We start from the raw sequence: 15,616 nt of genomic DNA, 5'->3' as shown, positions 1-15,616 counted from the left end.
GCCGAGCGGGGCGCCGTGGCCGGCGCTGGCGGCACGGCCGAGCGCCGCCCGACGGCCGGGGCGAGCTGCACGGCGGAGCAGGGCGCCGAGGCCGGGGCGGGCCGCACGGCGGATCGGGGAACCGAGGTGGCTTCGGCCGGGGGCGATGTGGTCCCGCGACGCGTGGCTGAGCGGTGTGCTGTTCGTCATCAGGAGCACTAGCGTGCTCATCGTGCAGGTTCCTGACAACGACTCCGAACATCGTTCGGCGCTGACCCCGTGGAGCGACCGGTGGACGAACTAGATGCGGCGCTCGTGGCCCATCTGCAGGCGGATGCTCGGCTGACCAATCGCGACCTCGCGGAGCGGGTCGGTGTGGCGCCCTCGACAGCGCTCGAGCGCGTGCGGGCGCTGCGGTCGCGGGGCGTGCTGCGCGGCTACCACGCCGAGGTCGACCTCGTGGCGCTCGGCCGGTCGGTGCAGGCGCTCATCGCGGTGCGGATCCGGCCGCCCGCACGCGAGCGGATCGAGGCGTTCCGCGACTTCGCCACACGGCTGCCGGAGACGGTCGCGGTGTTCGTGGTGTCGGGTGGCGAGGACTTCCTCATCCATGTCGCGGTCCCGGACACCGACGCCCTCTACGCCTTCGTCATCGACCGGCTCACCGAGCGGCCCGAGGTGGCCGACGTGCGCACCTCGGTCGTCTACGAGCACCTCCGCCGACCGGTCCTGGAGCCTCTCGGCCGTCGCACCGAGGGCACGTCCCGGACACCGCGTGGCGAGGCCACCGCTCGTGGCGTCGAGGGCGCGCGCGAGCGGCAGCTCCGTCAGAAGGGGGGTGGTGGGTAGAGGTCGATGCTGATGCCCTCGGGTGGTGGTGGTGCCGGGGGTGGGATCGGTGGGTCGTGGGCGGGTGGTCGGTCGTGGCGCTGGCCGGTGGGTGAGCTCCACCGGGTCGTGCCGTCCTCGCGGCGCTCGGGCGTCCACCCGGCGTGGGTCTTGGCGCGGTGGTGGTGGCGACACAGCGCGTGCAGGTTGTCGATCCGCGTCTGATGTGGCGTCGCCGCACCCGCCTGCTCGTCGAACGGGTTGATGTGGTCGATGTCGCAGCGGGCGGCGGGGACGCGGCAGCCGGGGAAGGTGCAGGTGCGGTCGCGGGCGACGACCGCGTCGCGCAACGACTGGGTGGGGGCGTAGCGGCGGGTCGAGCGCGCGATCGGCTCCCCGGTCCAGGCGTCGGTGAGCAGGGGTTCCCAGGTCGAGCGGGCCGCGATCCGCCGCACCATCCCCGGCGGGATCGGCCCATACCCCGCCAGGTCCCCCGGCTCGTCCGACAGTCCGAGCAGGGTCGCGGCCGACGCCGTGACCGCCAGGTGCGGGCGGCGCCCTTGACGCAGCGTCAAGGGAGTGCCGTCGGGGTGGGTGCCGGCGTCCAACCAGCGGGTCGTCACGTCCACCAGGGCGTCGGCGCGGCGCTGGTCCAGCGTCCGTTCGTCCTCAGGCGCCGCGTCACCGGCCAGGGCGGTCAGGCTGGTGTGGATCGCGACCGCGTCATCGGCCGGCAGGTACGCACTGAGCCAGGCCATCGCATCGGGTGCCGGCGTGAGCTCCACGTGCCGCTCGGTGCGCGCCTTCTCATGACGGCCCCGGGCACCGTCCGGGTCACGCAGCAGCTCCATCCGCCGCAACCTGGCCCGCAGCTGCGGCGCCGTGCACGACCCGGCCACCGGCAGCACCGCCTCGACCACCCGCTGGGCGACGTCGTCGTCCAACCGGATCAGCTCATCGGCCAGCACCATCGCCTTGCGCACATCCAGCTCACCACGGGCCAACGCGTCCGCCGCCGCCGGCACCCGGTCCAAGCTGATCGCCAGGCCGACCTTGCCCTCAGCCACCGCCCGCGTCGTGCCCAGGCGCACCGCGATCTCATCCGCGGCCGACGACCCCGGCGCCCGCCGCCGCCCGGCCAGCTCCGCAACCGCCCGCGCCTGACCCGCCGCCACCCACGACCCCAGCCGCTCCCACGCACCCGCCGCCTCCACCAGAGCGGCCTCATCCAGATCCGCCGGCTCCAACGAAGCCAGCCGCGCCGCGAGCTCGGGCCCGGGACGCGCGTCCTCCAGCTCAGCAGCGACCCGGTGCCGCACCGACCACAACCACTGGTCCCAGAACTCCGCAGCCGCCGTCTCCTCGCGCGTTGCGGCGTCCTCGCGCGCGACGTCGTCGGGCCCGGTGCCGGGGCCGACGTCGTGTGCGGTGGTGGACATATCGGCACACTACGGGCGACCACTGACACGACTGCCGATCACGCGGATCGTGCGACGGATGAGCAGGTCGAAAGATGACCGAGCCCTTCGCCCTCGGTTCCGCCCCGACCGGATCGGCGTCGGATGCCGCCTCGAGCGGTCCCGTCGAAGAGGACTTCGTGACGCACGGCCACCACGGCAAGACCTGAGGTCGCCCGCTCGACCGCTCGGGACGCGCCCCATGGCCGGCGTCACGACGCCCCAGCCACCACCGACGCCGACGGCCCCGCCCCCACGAAGGGGCCGGGGCCGTCGAGGGCGTCGCTCAGGCGTTGGCGACGAGACCCGTCTCCGCGACCGACGCGAGGTGCTCGTGCTTGGGCACGACGCGCACGGTGTACCCGAAGGGCCCGGACGCGCCGAGGCGCACATCACCGGCGAAGGCGTGCCGGCCGGCCTCGTAGCTCTCGGCCCACGCGAGCTCCTGGTGCCGCACGTCGCTGAGCTCGTCCGCCTCGGACACGCGGCCGTGCACCACCTCGACGGCCACGTCGTCGGGCCGCAGCCCGCCGAGCGACACGTAGGCGCGCACCTGGAGCACGTCGCCGACCTGCGCCACCTCGCCGACACCCACGGACTCGACGTGGTCGACGCGGACGTCGGGCCACGCAGCGCGCACGGCCTGCTTCCAGGACGCGAGCTCCTTGGCACCCGGGAAGCCGTCGCCGTTGAGCGAGCGGCCGGCGACGGCGGCCGGCGTGTACAGGCGCTGCACGTAGTCGGTCACCATGCGCGTCGCCTGGACCTTGGGCCCGAGCGTCGCGAGCGTGTGGCGCACCATCTCGAGCCACCGGACGGGGATGCCGCGCTCGTCACGGTCGTAGAAGCGCGCCGCGACCTGGTTCTCGACGAGGTCGTAGAGCGCCGCCGCCTCGAGGTCGTCGCGACGGTCCGGGTCGTCGACGCCGTCGGCCGTGGGGATCGCCCAACCGTTCTCGCCGTCGTACCACTCGTCCCACCAGCCGTCGAGGATCGACAGGTTGAGGCCCCCGTTGAGCGCGGCCTTCATGCCCGACGTGCCGCAGGCCTCGAGCGGGCGGAGCGGGTTGTTCAGCCACACGTCGCAGCCCGGGTACAGGGTCTGCGCCATCGCGATGTCGTAGTTCGGCAGGAAGACGATGCGGTGGCGCACGCCGGCGTCGTCGGCGAACCGGACGAGCTGCTGGATGAGCCGCTTGCCCTGGTCGTCGGCGGGGTGCGACTTGCCGGCGATGACGAGCTGGACCGGACGCTCCGGGTGCAGCAGCAGCGAGCGCAGCCGCTCGGGGTCGCTGAGCATGAGCGTGAGGCGCTTGTACGTCGGCACGCGCCGCGCGAAGCCGATGGTCAGGACGTCGGGGTCCAGGACGTCGTCGACCCAGCCGAGCTCGGCCGGGCTCGCCCCGCGGTGCCGCCACGACGCGCGGACGCGCTCACGGGCGTTCGCGACGAGCTGCGCACGCAGCGTGCGGCGCATGGTCCACAGGTCGGCGTCGGGCACGCCGTCGGCGCGCAGCCAACCGGTGCCGTCCTCGAGCTCGGCGTCGCTCAGGTGCGTCCGGGCGAGGTCGACGAGCTTGCGGTCCACCCACGTCGGCGAGTGCACGCCGTTGGTGACCGACGTGATCGGCACCTCGGCCTCGTCGAAGCCCGACCAGAGGCCGTTGAACATGCCGCGCGAGACCTCGCCGTGGAGCAGCGAGACGCCGTTCGCACGGCCGCCGAGGCGCAGACCCATGACCGCCATGTTGAACAGCGTCGGGTCGCCGCCCTCGTAGTCCTCGGCACCGAGCGCGAGCACGCGCTCCACCGGGACGCCGTCGAACGTGAGGTCGCCGCCGAAGTACTGCGCGACGAGCGACGCCTCGAACCGGTCGATGCCCGCGGGGACGGGCGTGTGCGTCGTGAAGACGGTCGCCGCGCGCACGGCCTCGAGCGCGTCGTCGAAGCCCAGGCCGACCTCGCCCACGAGCTCGCGGATGCGCTCGATCCCGAGGAAGCCGGCGTGGCCCTCGTTGGTGTGGTAGACCTCCGGCGTCGGGGCGCCCGACAGGCGCGACCACAGGCGCAGCGCGCGGACGCCGCCGACGCCGAGCAGCAGCTCCTGCTGGAGGCGGTGCTCACCGCCACCGCCGTAGAGGCGGTCGGTGACCTTGCGGGCGAGGTCGTCGTTCTCCGGCACGTTCGAGTCGAGCAGCAGCAGCGGGACGCGGCCGACGGCGGCCTTCCACACGTGCGCGTGCAGCGTGCGGCCACCCGGGAGCGGCAGCGAGACGCGCGACGGCGTGCCGTCCGCCTCGCGGAGCAGGGTCAGGGGAAGGCCGTCCGGGTCGATGACCGGGTAGGTCTCGACCTGCCAGCCGTCACGCGACAGCGCCTGCTTGAAGTACCCGGCGCCGTACAGGAGGCCGACGCCCACGATCGGGACGCCGAGGTCGGAGGCGCTCTTGAGGTGGTCGCCGGCGAGGATGCCGAGGCCCCCGGAGTACTGCGGCAGCACCGACGTGATGCCGAACTCGGGCGAGAAGTAGGCGATGGCCTGCGGCAACGACGCGTCGGAGGCGGCGGCCTGCTGGTACCAGCGGTCCTCGCTGAGGTAGCGCGACAGGTCCGCGGCGGCCTCGCGCACGGCGGACACGAACTCGGCGTCGGCGGCGAGCGCGGCCAGGCGGTCGGGACCCAGGGCGCCGAGAAGGGCGACCGGGTCGCCGTTCACGCTCTCCCACAGGTCGGCGTCGATCGCGGCGAACAGGTCACGCGTCGGCGCGTGCCAGGACCAGCGCAGATTGTGCGCCAGCTCGTCGAGGTCGGCGAGCTCGGCGGGCAGGACGGTGCGGACGGTGAATCGGCGGATGGCTCTCACGGGCGACAGCGTAGACGCACCCGGACCGCGCGGGCCACGTTTGCTGCAACTATCAGCAACCGTTGCGCCGGTCCGCGGTGCCCTCCTCCCGGGCCACTCACCCGGGACCCGCCACGGCCCTGCAGGTGGGGCGGGCGGCAGCAGCCCCGGAGCCGCCGGACCGCCCGCAGACAGCCGCGACGCGACGCCCGCGCGACGTCCACCTGATGGACCACGTGATCGACACCGGCTCGTCACCGGATGGCGTCCGACCTCGTGTCCGGATGCCGTCCGGCGGGGTGCCTGGGTAGGTTCGAGGGGTGACGCCGTCCTCGCCGCCTCCCTCGCCCCGCACGCCGTCCACGTCCTCCCGCAAGGGAGGCCGACGCGCCGCTCGGACGGCCGCGACGGAGCCCCCTACGACGCCCCGCACGACGTCCCCTGCGACCTCCGAGGGGACCACCGCCACGTCGGCGACGTCGGCCGCGGCCACGCCCGAGCGGAGGTCGTCAGCCTCCGTCCCGCCCGACGCCGCCGCTGCGGCCACCCCGCCCGCCCCTGCCACCTCCGCCTCGGATGCACCGGCCGGTGCCACGACGGGTGCGGCCGCCACCGCGCCCGCCCCGGCCGCTGCTGCGCCTGCTGCGCCCGCCTCCCCGGCAACGCCCGCAGCACCCGCAGCACCCGCAGCGCCATCGTTGGCCTCGTCCACCCGCGTCGGCCGCATCCCCGTGGTCGGCGTCGGCCCGGTGGTCGAGTGCGGGCGCTGGCCGGCCAAGGCCGTCGTGGGCGAGGCCGTGGAGGTCACCGCCACCGTGTTCCGCGAGGGCCACGACGCCGTCGCCGCGACCGCGGTGCTCGTCGCCCCCGACGGCACGGACCACACCTCGGTGCGGATGGACGTCGTCAACGCCGGGCTCGACAGCTACCGCGCGGACCTCGTCCCGGACGCCACCGGGACCTGGGGCTTCCGGGTCGAGGGGTGGTCGGACCCGTACGGGACCTGGAGCCACGACGCGGCCATCAAGGTCGCCGCCGGCGTGGACGTCGAGCTCATGCTCGCCGAGGGCGCCGCGCTGCTCGAGCGCACGGCCGAGCGCAGCGGTCTGCCGGCCGACGTCGCCGGCGTGCTGCGGGACGCCGTCGTCGGCCTGCGCGACACGAGCCGGCCGCCGGCCGCGCGGCTCGCCGCCGGCATCTCGCCCGAGGTCGAGCGCGCGCTCGCCGCGCACCCGCTGCGCGAGCACGTCAGCCCGTCCCCCACCTACCCCCTGGTGGTGCAGCGCGAGCTCGCGCTGTTCGGCTCCTGGTACGAGTTCTTCCCGCGCTCCGAGGGCGCGGTGCAGGACCCCGAGACGAAGCAGTGGCGGTCGGGCACGCTCCGGACGGCGGCCGAGCGCCTCCCGGCGATCGCGGCGATGGGCTTCGACATCGCCTACCTGACCCCCATCCACCCGATCGGCACGACGCACCGCAAGGGCCGGAACAACTCGCTCGACACGGAGCCGGGCGACCCGGGCTCGCCGTACGCGATCGGCTCGCCCGACGGCGGCCACGACGCGATCCACCCGGAGCTGGGCACGTTCGAGGACTTCGACCACTTCGTCGCGGTCGCGCGCGAGAACGGGCTCGAGGTCGCGCTCGACCTGGCCCTGCAGTGCTCGCCCGACCACCCCTGGGTCGCCGAGCACCCCGAGTGGTTCACGACCCGCATCGACGGCTCGATCGCGTACGCCGAGAACCCCCCGAAGAAGTACCAGGACATCTACCCGCTCAACTTCGACAACGACCCCGAGGGCATCTACGCCGAGGTCCGCCGGGTGCTGCAGGTGTGGATCGACCACGGCGTCACGGCGTTCCGCGTCGACAACCCGCACACCAAGCCGCTGCCGTTCTGGGAGTGGCTCATCGCGGACGTCAACGCGTCGCACCCCGACGTGATCTTCCTCGCGGAGGCGTTCACCAAGCCCGCGATGATGCACACGCTCGCGCGCATCGGCTTCCACCAGTCGTACACGTACTTCACGTGGCGCAACACCAAGGAGGAGCTGGCCGAGTACCTCGAGGAGGTCTCGGGCCCCGCCGCCGCCTACATGCGTCCGAGCTTCTGGCCGACGACGCACGACATCCTCACCCCGTACATGCAGCACGGCGGGCCGCCGGCGTTCGCGATCCGCGCGATCCTGGCCGCGACCGGCGCGCCGACGTGGGGCATCTACTCCGGCTACGAGCTCGTGGAGAACGTCCCGAGGCCCGGCGTGGAGGAGCAGATCGACAACGAGAAGTACGAGTTCAAGCCGCGCGACTGGGAGGCCGCCGAGGCCACGGGCATCGGCGACCTGCTCGGCCACCTCAACCGCATCCGGCGCGACCACCCCGCGCTGCAGCGCCTGCGCGGCCTGACCGTCCACCCGACGAACGACGACGCGATCCTGTGCTTCTCGCGCCGGGTGAGCGCGGCCCAGTCCCCCACCGGCAAGGCCGACACGGTCGTCGTCGTCGTCAACACGGACCCGCACACCACCCGGGAGGCGACGATCGACCTCGACCTCGCGGCCCTGGGCGTGCACGCGCCGCACGACGCCGACGCGCCCGCCTTCGCCGCCCACGACCTGCTCTCCGGCGCCGTCTACGCGTGGGGCGCGCACCCGTACGTGCGCCTCGACCCGTGGACCCAGTGCGCCCACATCATCGGTGTGAGGACCCTGTGACCGAGCGGCCCGAGAACCAGATGATCCCGGCTCCCGACCGCGAGCCGCCCGTGTCCCCGCCCATCGAGGCGGCCGCGGGGCGCCGCGCCGCCGACCCGCACCGCGCGCTCCCGCCGCGCCCGGTGCCGACGTACGCGCTGCCGACGACGGCGCCGTCGGGCCTCTCCGACGACCCCGAGTGGTACAAGACCGCGGTCTTCTACGAGGTCATGCTGCGCTGCTTCAGCGACTCGACCGGGGCCGGCTCCGGCGACCTGCGCGGCCTCATCGACCGGCTCGACTACCTGCAGTGGCTCGGCATCGACTGCCTGTGGCTGCCGCCCTTCTACCCGTCCCCGCTGCGCGACGGCGGGTACGACGTCGCCGACTTCACGGCCATCGCGCCGCAGTACGGGACCATCCAGGACTTCACCGAGCTCATCGAGAAGTCCCACGAGCGCGGCATGCGCGTGATCATCGACCTGGTCATGAACCACACGAGCGACCAGCACCCGTGGTTCCAGGCGTCGCGCTCCGACCCCGAGGGTCCCTACGGCGACTTCTACGTGTGGAGCGACGACAACACGCGCTACGAGGACGCCCGGATCATCTTCGTCGACACCGAGACGTCGAACTGGACGTTCGACCCCGTGCGCCGGCAGTACTTCTGGCACCGGTTCTTCAGCCACCAGCCGGACCTCAACTTCGAGAACCCCATGGTGCGCGAGGCCATGAAGGACGTCGCGCGGTTCTGGCTGCGGATCGGCGTCGACGGCTTCCGGCTCGACGCGGTGCCGTACCTCTTCGAGGAGGAGGGCACGAACTGCGAGAACCTGCCCCGGACGCACGAGTACCTCGCCGAGATGCGCGCGATGGTCGACGCGGAGTTCCCGGGGCGGATCATGCTCGCCGAGGCCAACCAGTGGCCCGAGGACGTGATCCCGTACTACGGCACCGAGCAGGCGCCGGAGTGCCACATGTGCTTCCACTTCCCGGTGATGCCGCGCATCTTCTACTCGATCAAGGACCAGCGCGCGAACCAGATCATCGACATCCTGGCCGACACGCCGCGCATCCCCGCGGCCGGCGGGCAGTGGAGCACCTTCCTGCGCAACCACGACGAGCTGACGCTCGAGATGGTCTCGACCGAGGAACGCGCGTCGATGTACGGCTGGTACGCGCCGGACCCGCGCATGCGCGCGAACGTCGGGATCCGGCGTCGCCTGGCGCCGCTGCTCGACAACTCGCGTGCGGAGATCGAGCTCGCGCACGCGCTGCTGCTCTCGCTGCCCGGCAGCCCCTGCCTCTACTACGGCGACGAGATCGGCATGGGCGACAACATCTGGCTGCCGGACCGGGATGCGGTCCGCACGCCGATGCAGTGGACGCCGGACCGCAACGCGGGCTTCTCGACGGCGGACCCGGGCAAGCTGTACCTGCCGGTGATCCAGTCGCTCGTCCACAACTACTCGACGATCAACGTCGAGGCCCAGCTCGCGACGCCGACGTCGCTGCTGCACTGGGTGCACGGCATGCTCTCGGTCCGCCGGCAGCACCCGGTCTTCGGCACGGGCGAGTTCGTCACGCTGCAGTGCGACAACGAGTCGGTGCTCGCGTACCTGCGGCGCAACGAGCACGAGACCGTCCTGTGCGTCGCCAACCTCGCGTCGACGCCGCGCTCGGGTCACATCCGGCTGCCCGACCACGCGGGCCACGAGCTCCACGACGTCTTCGGCGGGGCCGCGTTCCCGACGATCGGCTCCGACGGCTCGATCTGGCTCACGCTCGGCTCGCGCGACTTCTTCTGGCTCACGGTGACACCGCCGCGCGCCTGACGCGGTCGCGCGCCTGACGCGGTCGCGCGCCTGACGCGGTCGGACCACGCGGCTGACGCGCGGTCCGGGCGCAACCGGGAGACGATCGGGCGACCGGACGACCGCGTCCGGCGGCCTGCACACGCAGGCGGCAGGGCCGGACGCGGGCTGAGACAGGAGGCTCGATGGACGGCAGCACCACCGACAACCCGCCCGTGCACGCACGGGTCCCGGAGGACGGCGACGCGGGCGCGGAGCTCGGCGCGCTCGTCGAGGCCTGGCTGCCCGGACGTCGCTGGTACCCGGCCAAGGGCAGCACGCGGACCCTGCCGCTGGTCGCCGTCGTGCGCCTCGAGGACCCGGCCGGGGAGGCCGAGGTGCGCATCGAGCTACGCCGGCTCGCGGGCGGCGGCCTGCTGCAGGTCCCGCTCGTGCTCAGGGCACCCGGCGGCGAGGACGCCGAGGGCGCTGCCGCGACGCGCGGGCCGTCGGCCGAGGACGAGAGCCGCCCCGAGGTCGTGGGGCACCTGGCGGACGGCACGACCGTGATCGACGGCGCGTACGACGCCGCCTTCCTCCGCGCCTGGCTCGCCGCCGCCGACGGCGATGCCGCGGGCGCCGTGGGCGACGACCGCGGAGCAGCCCCCCTCGACCTCACGGGCGCCAAGGTGATGACGGGCGAGCAGTCGAACACCTCCGTGCTCCTCCCGTCCGCGAGCCCGCCCGCGATCCTCAAGGTGTTCCGCACCGTCGGCGAGGGACCGAACCCCGACGTCGAGGTCCCGCTCGCGCTGAGCCGGGCCGGGTGGCAGGGCGTGCCGCGCCCGCTCGCCTGGCTCACGGCGTCGTGGCCCGCGGACGGCGTCCCCGCCTCGGGGCACCTCGGCGTGATGAGCGAGCTCGTGCTGGGCGCGCAGGACGGGTTCGAGCTCGCGTGCCGGTACGCGCGCGAGGCGCAGGACTTCACGGAGCTGGCCGCCGACCTCGGCCGGACCACCGCGCAGATGCACCTCGCCCTCCGCACCGCTCTCCCGGCCTCCGCGAACGCCGGGGACGATGGTCCCGCCGACGCAGCCGACGACGCCCAGGACGTCGCGCGCACCGTCCTCGCGACGCTGCGGGAACGCGCGGCCGCCGCCGTGGACGCGGCGCCCGTCCTGTCCGACCGCCACGCCGCCGTCGACCGGGTCCTCGAGCGCGTCGCGGGCCTGGACCTGCCGCCGCTGCAGCGCGTGCACGGTGACTACCACCTGGGTCAGGTGCTCCGGTCGGCGGACCGCGGCTGGGTCGTGCTCGACTTCGAGGGCGAGCCGCAGGCGTCGGCGGCGGAACGGACCCGCCCCGACCTCGCGCTGCGCGACGTCGCCGGCATGCTGCGCTCGATCGACTACGCGGCCGCCGTCGGCCAGGGCAGCGCGGCGTGGGCCGAGGCGGCGCGGGACGCGCTCGTGCAGGGCTACTTCGACGAGGTCGCGGCGGCCGACGGCGGCGAGGGCGCCGCGGGGCACGACGGCACCGGGGCGCACGACGGCGCCGCGACGCACGGCCCGGCGGGCTCGACCGCGACCCTGCTCCACGCGCTCGAGCTCGACAAGGCGCTCTACGAGGTCGTGTACGAGTCGCGCAACCGGCCCGACTGGGTGGCGATCCCGCTCGGCGGTGTGGACCGGCTCCTCGACGCCGCCTGAGGCCGCCCGTCCCGTGCGGGGCAGGGGTCGCCGTGGCAGGGTGAGTCACATGAGTCTCCCGCCGACCTCGATGCCCACGCCCACCCCGCGCGACGTCGTCACCGCGGAGCTCGACGCCATCGTGGGCGGCACCCACCAGGACCCCCACCGCGTGCTCGGCGCGCACCTCGACGGGGACACGGTCACCGTCCGCGTCCTGCGGCCGCTCGCCGACTCCGTCGTCGTCGTCACCCCCGACGGCGAGCACGCTGCGCGGCACGAGCACGGCGGCGTGTGGGTCGTGGCGTTCCGCGGCACGCAGGTCCCGGACTACCGCCTGCGCGCGACCTACGGCGACATCACCACGGTGGTCGACGACCCGTACCGGTTCCTCCCGACGCTCGGCGCCGTCGACCTGCACCTCATCAGCGAGGGCCGGCACGAGGAGCTGTGGACGGTCCTCGGCGCCAACGTGCGCAGTTACCCCAGCGTCCTGGGCGAGGTGCGCGGCACGTCGTTCGCCGTCTGGGCGCCGAACGCCCAGGCGGTGCGCGTCATCGGCGACTTCAACCACTGGCAGGGCGCGGCCCACACGATGCGCCGGCTCGGCGACACGGGGGTCTGGGAGCTGTTCGTGCCCGGCGTGCACGGCGGCGCCCGGTACAAGTTCGAGATCCTCACGCGCGAGGGCTCGTGGCGGCAGAAGGCCGACCCGCTCGCCAAGGGGACCGAGGTGCCTCCCGCGACCGCGTCCGTGGTGGTCGAGTCCAGCTACACGTGGGAGGACGGCGACTGGCTCGCGCACCGCGCGACGAGCGACCCGCACCACGGGCCGATGAGCATCTACGAGGTCCACCTGGGTTCGTGGCGGCCCGGCCTCGGCTACCGCGAGCTCGCGGACGAGCTCACCGAGTACGTAGTCCAGATGGGCTTCACGCACGTCGAGCTGCTGCCCGTCGCCGAGCACCCCTTCGGCGGCTCCTGGGGCTACCAGGTGTCCTCGTACTACGCGCCCACCTCGCGCTTCGGGCACCCCGACGACTTCCGGCACCTGGTCGACCGCCTGCACCAGGCCGGCGTCGGCGTGCTGCTCGACTGGGTGCCTGCGCACTTCCCCAAGGACGAGTGGGCGCTGGGCCGCTTCGACGGCAGCCCCTTGTACGAGCACCCCGACCCCTTGCTCGGCGAGCAGCCCGACTGGGGCACCTACGTGTTCAACTTCGGCCGCAACGAGGTGCGCAACTTCCTCGTGGCGAACGCGACCTACTGGCTCGAGGACTTCCACATCGACGGGCTCCGCGTCGACGCCGTCGCCTCGATGCTCTACCTCGACTACTCGCGCGGGCACGGCCAGTGGCGGCCCAACGTCCACGGCGGCCGCGAGAACCTCGAGGCGATCCGGTTCCTCCAGGAGGCCAACGCGACGGCCTACCGCCGCACGCCGGGGATCATGATGATCGCCGAGGAGTCGACGGCGTGGCCGGGCGTCACCGCCCCGACCGACGCGGGCGGCCTGGGCTTCGGCCTGAAGTGGAACATGGGCTGGATGAACGACACCCTCCGGTACCTCGCGGAGGAGCCGATCAACCGGCGCTACCACCACCACGAGGTGACGTTCTCGCTGGTCTACGCCTTCTCGGAGCACTTCGTGCTGCCGATCAGCCACGACGAGGTCGTCCACGGCAAGGGCTCGCTGCTGCGCAAGATGCCCGGCGACCACTGGCAGCAGGCGGCCGGCGTGCGCTCGATGCTGGCCTACCAGTGGTCCCACCCGGGCAAGCAGCTGCTCTTCATGGGCTCGGAGTTCGGGCAGTCGGCCGAGTGGGCCGAGGGGCGCAGCCTCGACTGGCACCTCCTCGAGTACCCCGAGCACGCGGGCATCTCGCGGCTCGTCACCGACCTCAACCACTTCTACCGCTCCGAGCCGGCCCTGTGGGTGCTCGACAAGGACCCCGCGGGCTTCGAGTGGGTGGACGCGCAGGACGCCGACCACAACGTGCTGACGTACATCCGGCGCGACGGCACGGGCCGGACCGTGGTCGTCGTCGTCAACTTCGCCGGCACGCCGCACGAGGGCTACCGCGTCGGGCTGCCGACCGGCGGCACGTGGGTCGAGGCGCTCAACACCGACGCCGACATCTACGGCGGCTCGGGCGTGGGCAACCTCGGTCGGGTCCAGGCGATCGACCACCCGCTCCACGCGCAGCCGTACTCCGTCACGCTGCGCGTGCCGCCGCTCGGCGCCCTCTACCTCGTGCCGGAGGGCCAGGAGCCCGTCGCCTGACGGGCGGGGCCGCGGGCGCACTGCTCCTCAGGACAGTGCGCTCGCGAGCGCACGCGTCAGTACAGGGCGCTCGCCAAGGCGCGGCGGGCCGTCATGACACGGGGGTCGGTGTCGCCGACGACGCCGAAGAGCTCGACGAGGCGCAGGCGCGCGCGCTCCCGCTCGGGCCCGGCCGTCGCGCGCACGAGGTCGACCAGACGGGCGAACGCGTCCTCGACCTGACCGCCGAGCACGTCGAGGTCCGCGACCTGCAGGTGCGCGTCGACGTCGCGGGGGTCGGCCGCCGCGGCGTCGCGTGCCGCGCGCGGGTCGACGCCGACGGTGCGGCGCAGCAGCTCGACCTGCGCGAGCCCCGCGCGGGCCATCTCGTCCCGCGGGTCCTCCTGCAGCGCCTGGCGGTACGCGGCCACCGCGCCGTCGAGGTCGTCGCGCTCGATCGCCTCGTAGGCGGCCTGGTGCAGCGGCGGCAGGGGCGGCTCCTCGGGCTCGGGCTGCTCGACCGGGACGTCGTCGGCGCCCGGGACCGTGCCCGTCACGCCGTTGGCGGCCGCCGCCTGGAGCAGCTGGTCGAGGACGGCCCGGATGTCCTCCTTGCCCGCGGCGCCCTGGAAGAGCGGGACGGGCTGTCCGCGCAGCACCGCGACGACGGCCGGCACGCCCTGCGCGCCGAATGCCTGCACGATCTGCGGCGTCGCCTCCGCGTCGACGCGGGCCAGGAGGAAGCGCCCCGCGTACTCCCCCGCGAGGGCCACGAGGTCCGTGACGACGGCGGCGCTCGCCTCGCTCCACGACGCCCACAGCACGAACACGACGGGGACCTGCGCCGAGCCCTGGACCACCTGCGCGAAGGTGGCCTCGTCGGCGACGTCGACCACGAGGTTCGAGCCGCCCGCACCCGCCGCCGGGCCGCCGGGGGCCGGGGCGGGCGTGCGACCGAGTCCGGAGAGGTCGACGGCGCCGCGCACGTCGAGGCGCGGACGAGGACCGGTGGGCTGAGTCATGGTCTGGAGCTCCTGGCTGGTCGTGTCAGGTCGTGCCGCGGCAGGCTACTGCCCCTGCACCTGGATGCGTGAGTGCTCGCCGCCGAGCACCCGCACGGGCTCGGTGGAGCCGGCGGGCGGCACGGCGAACGCGACGACGCTCAGCCACCCGATCGTGAGGTTGCTGGCGACCGTGGGGGTGCCGAGCAGGGCGGCGGTCTGGTCGCCGATCGTCAGCGTGCTGTCGGCGAGCGTGATCGCCGTGACCGTCCGGAAGCCGCCGACCACGATCGCGCCGCCGTCCGCGGTGGCGATCGCGTAGGGGCCGCTGTCGAGCGGCGCGTAGGTCTCGGTCAGCGTGCCGTTGGCCCCGACGACCCCCGCGAAGGCGTCGCGCGTGCCGGTGATGCCCGTGCGCAGCGGGTCGTCCGTGAACGTGCCCACGTACGGCGACGCCGGCCCGTTGGTGAGCAGGTCGACGTAGCGCGCGACCACCTCGGCCGGCGGCACCGCGAGGTCCGCCGCGTCGGGGGTGACCGGCGCGCTGCCGATCTCGGGCTGCGCCGTCGCCGGCATCTCGACGCCCGGGAACAGGCGCGCCCACGACCACAGGCGGTAGGGCGAGCGCGGGTCCTCCTGCACGAGCGTGAGGAGCAGGGGCGGCTGCAGGTCGGCCGGCGGCTCGGTCACGACCATCACCGTGCGCGGCCACGTGTCGGTGGTCGGGGCGACGATCGTCTGGGCCACCGGCGGGATCGACGTGATCGCGTTCGGGTCCCCCGCGCGCGCGAGCAGGTACTCGACGCCGCGGATCTCCCGTGCGGGTCCGGCCACGCGCGGGTCGAGCAGGGCCGGCTCCGTTGCGGCGTCGGCCGCGGCGATGACCGCGGCGACCTCGCCCATGATGTCCTCGACCTGGTCGGTCGAGACGGCCGGTGGCACGGCGGCGGGGACGGCGTCGGGCTGCGGCTCGGGCAGCGGCGTGGAGCACGCCGCGAGGGTGAGCGCGGCGGCGGCGACGAGGACGGCGGCGCGGCGGCCACGGTGGCGGGTCATCGGCGCGGCTCCTCGGGAC

General features: G+C 73.9%; 10 protein-coding genes. 5 read left to right on the top strand and 5 right to left on the bottom strand.

Annotation, left to right across the window (positions count from 1 at the left end; genetic code table 11):
• Positions 1-210 (bottom strand): hypothetical protein (locus tag ICW40_RS16305; RefSeq protein ID WP_221655065.1); only part of this gene is annotated, 210 nt, incomplete at its 3' end.
• A 60-nt stretch (positions 211-270) separates the two neighbouring features.
• Between ICW40_RS16305 and ICW40_RS16300 the strand changes: the two genes are divergently transcribed.
• Entirely contained in the window at positions 271-828 is a 558-nt protein-coding gene (locus ICW40_RS16300) for an Lrp/AsnC family transcriptional regulator (protein ID WP_221655064.1), read from the top strand.
• On the opposite strand, the gene ICW40_RS16295 is transcribed toward ICW40_RS16300, so the two are convergent.
• Both ICW40_RS16295 and glgP read right to left on the bottom strand, forming a co-directional pair.
• Positions 807-2,246: an HNH endonuclease signature motif containing protein gene (locus ICW40_RS16295; protein ID WP_221655063.1), complete on the bottom strand. Its 1,440-nt coding sequence runs from the start codon at positions 2,244-2,246 to the stop codon at positions 807-809. The genes ICW40_RS16300 and ICW40_RS16295 overlap by 22 nt on opposite strands.
• Positions 2,247-2,550: 304 nt before the next feature.
• On the bottom strand, positions 2,551-5,127 hold the full coding sequence (gene glgP / locus ICW40_RS16290; protein WP_221655062.1) for an alpha-glucan family phosphorylase: 2,577 nt from the start codon (positions 5,125-5,127) through the stop codon (positions 2,551-2,553).
• Positions 5,128-5,804: 677 nt separating this feature from the next.
• Here glgP and ICW40_RS16285 point away from each other — a divergent pair.
• The 4 genes from ICW40_RS16285 (at position 5,805) to glgB (ending at position 13,561) form a co-directional block, all read left to right on the top strand.
• Complete coding sequence (locus ICW40_RS16285; RefSeq protein ID WP_260459332.1) at positions 5,805-7,817, top strand: alpha-1,4-glucan--maltose-1-phosphate maltosyltransferase; 2,013 nt, start codon at positions 5,805-5,807, stop codon at positions 7,815-7,817.
• Between the two features lie 20 nt (positions 7,818-7,837).
• The gene (treS, locus tag ICW40_RS16280) at positions 7,838-9,631 is read left to right on the top strand and encodes a maltose alpha-D-glucosyltransferase (RefSeq protein ID WP_221655067.1); all 1,794 of its coding nucleotides are present in this window, start codon (positions 7,838-7,840) and stop codon (positions 9,629-9,631) included.
• Between the two features lie 164 nt (positions 9,632-9,795).
• Positions 9,796-11,298 (top strand): maltokinase N-terminal cap-like domain-containing protein, encoded by a 1,503-nt coding sequence (locus ICW40_RS16275; protein WP_221655060.1) that lies wholly within the window; start codon positions 9,796-9,798, stop codon positions 11,296-11,298.
• 49 nt (positions 11,299-11,347) lie between these two features.
• A complete protein-coding gene (gene glgB, locus ICW40_RS16270) occupies positions 11,348-13,561 on the top strand; it encodes a 1,4-alpha-glucan branching protein GlgB (protein WP_260459331.1) in 2,214 nt (737 codons plus the stop codon).
• Between the two features lie 56 nt (positions 13,562-13,617).
• Here the strand turns inward: glgB and ICW40_RS16265 are convergent, their stop codons facing one another.
• Both ICW40_RS16265 and ICW40_RS16260 read right to left on the bottom strand, forming a co-directional pair.
• On the bottom strand, positions 13,618-14,562 hold the full coding sequence (locus ICW40_RS16265) for a tetratricopeptide repeat protein (RefSeq protein ID WP_221655059.1): 945 nt from the start codon (positions 14,560-14,562) through the stop codon (positions 13,618-13,620).
• Positions 14,563-14,607: 45 nt separating this feature from the next.
• On the bottom strand, positions 14,608-15,597 hold the full coding sequence (locus tag ICW40_RS16260) for a hypothetical protein (RefSeq protein ID WP_221655058.1): 990 nt from the start codon (positions 15,595-15,597) through the stop codon (positions 14,608-14,610).
• Positions 15,598-15,616: the final 19 nt, after the last annotated feature.

This window comes from Actinotalea ferrariae (assembly GCF_019733465.1).
Classification (GTDB): Bacteria; Actinomycetota; Actinomycetes; order Actinomycetales; family Cellulomonadaceae; genus Actinotalea; species Actinotalea ferrariae_A.
This window is presented reverse-complemented; position numbering and strand designations above follow the sequence as displayed.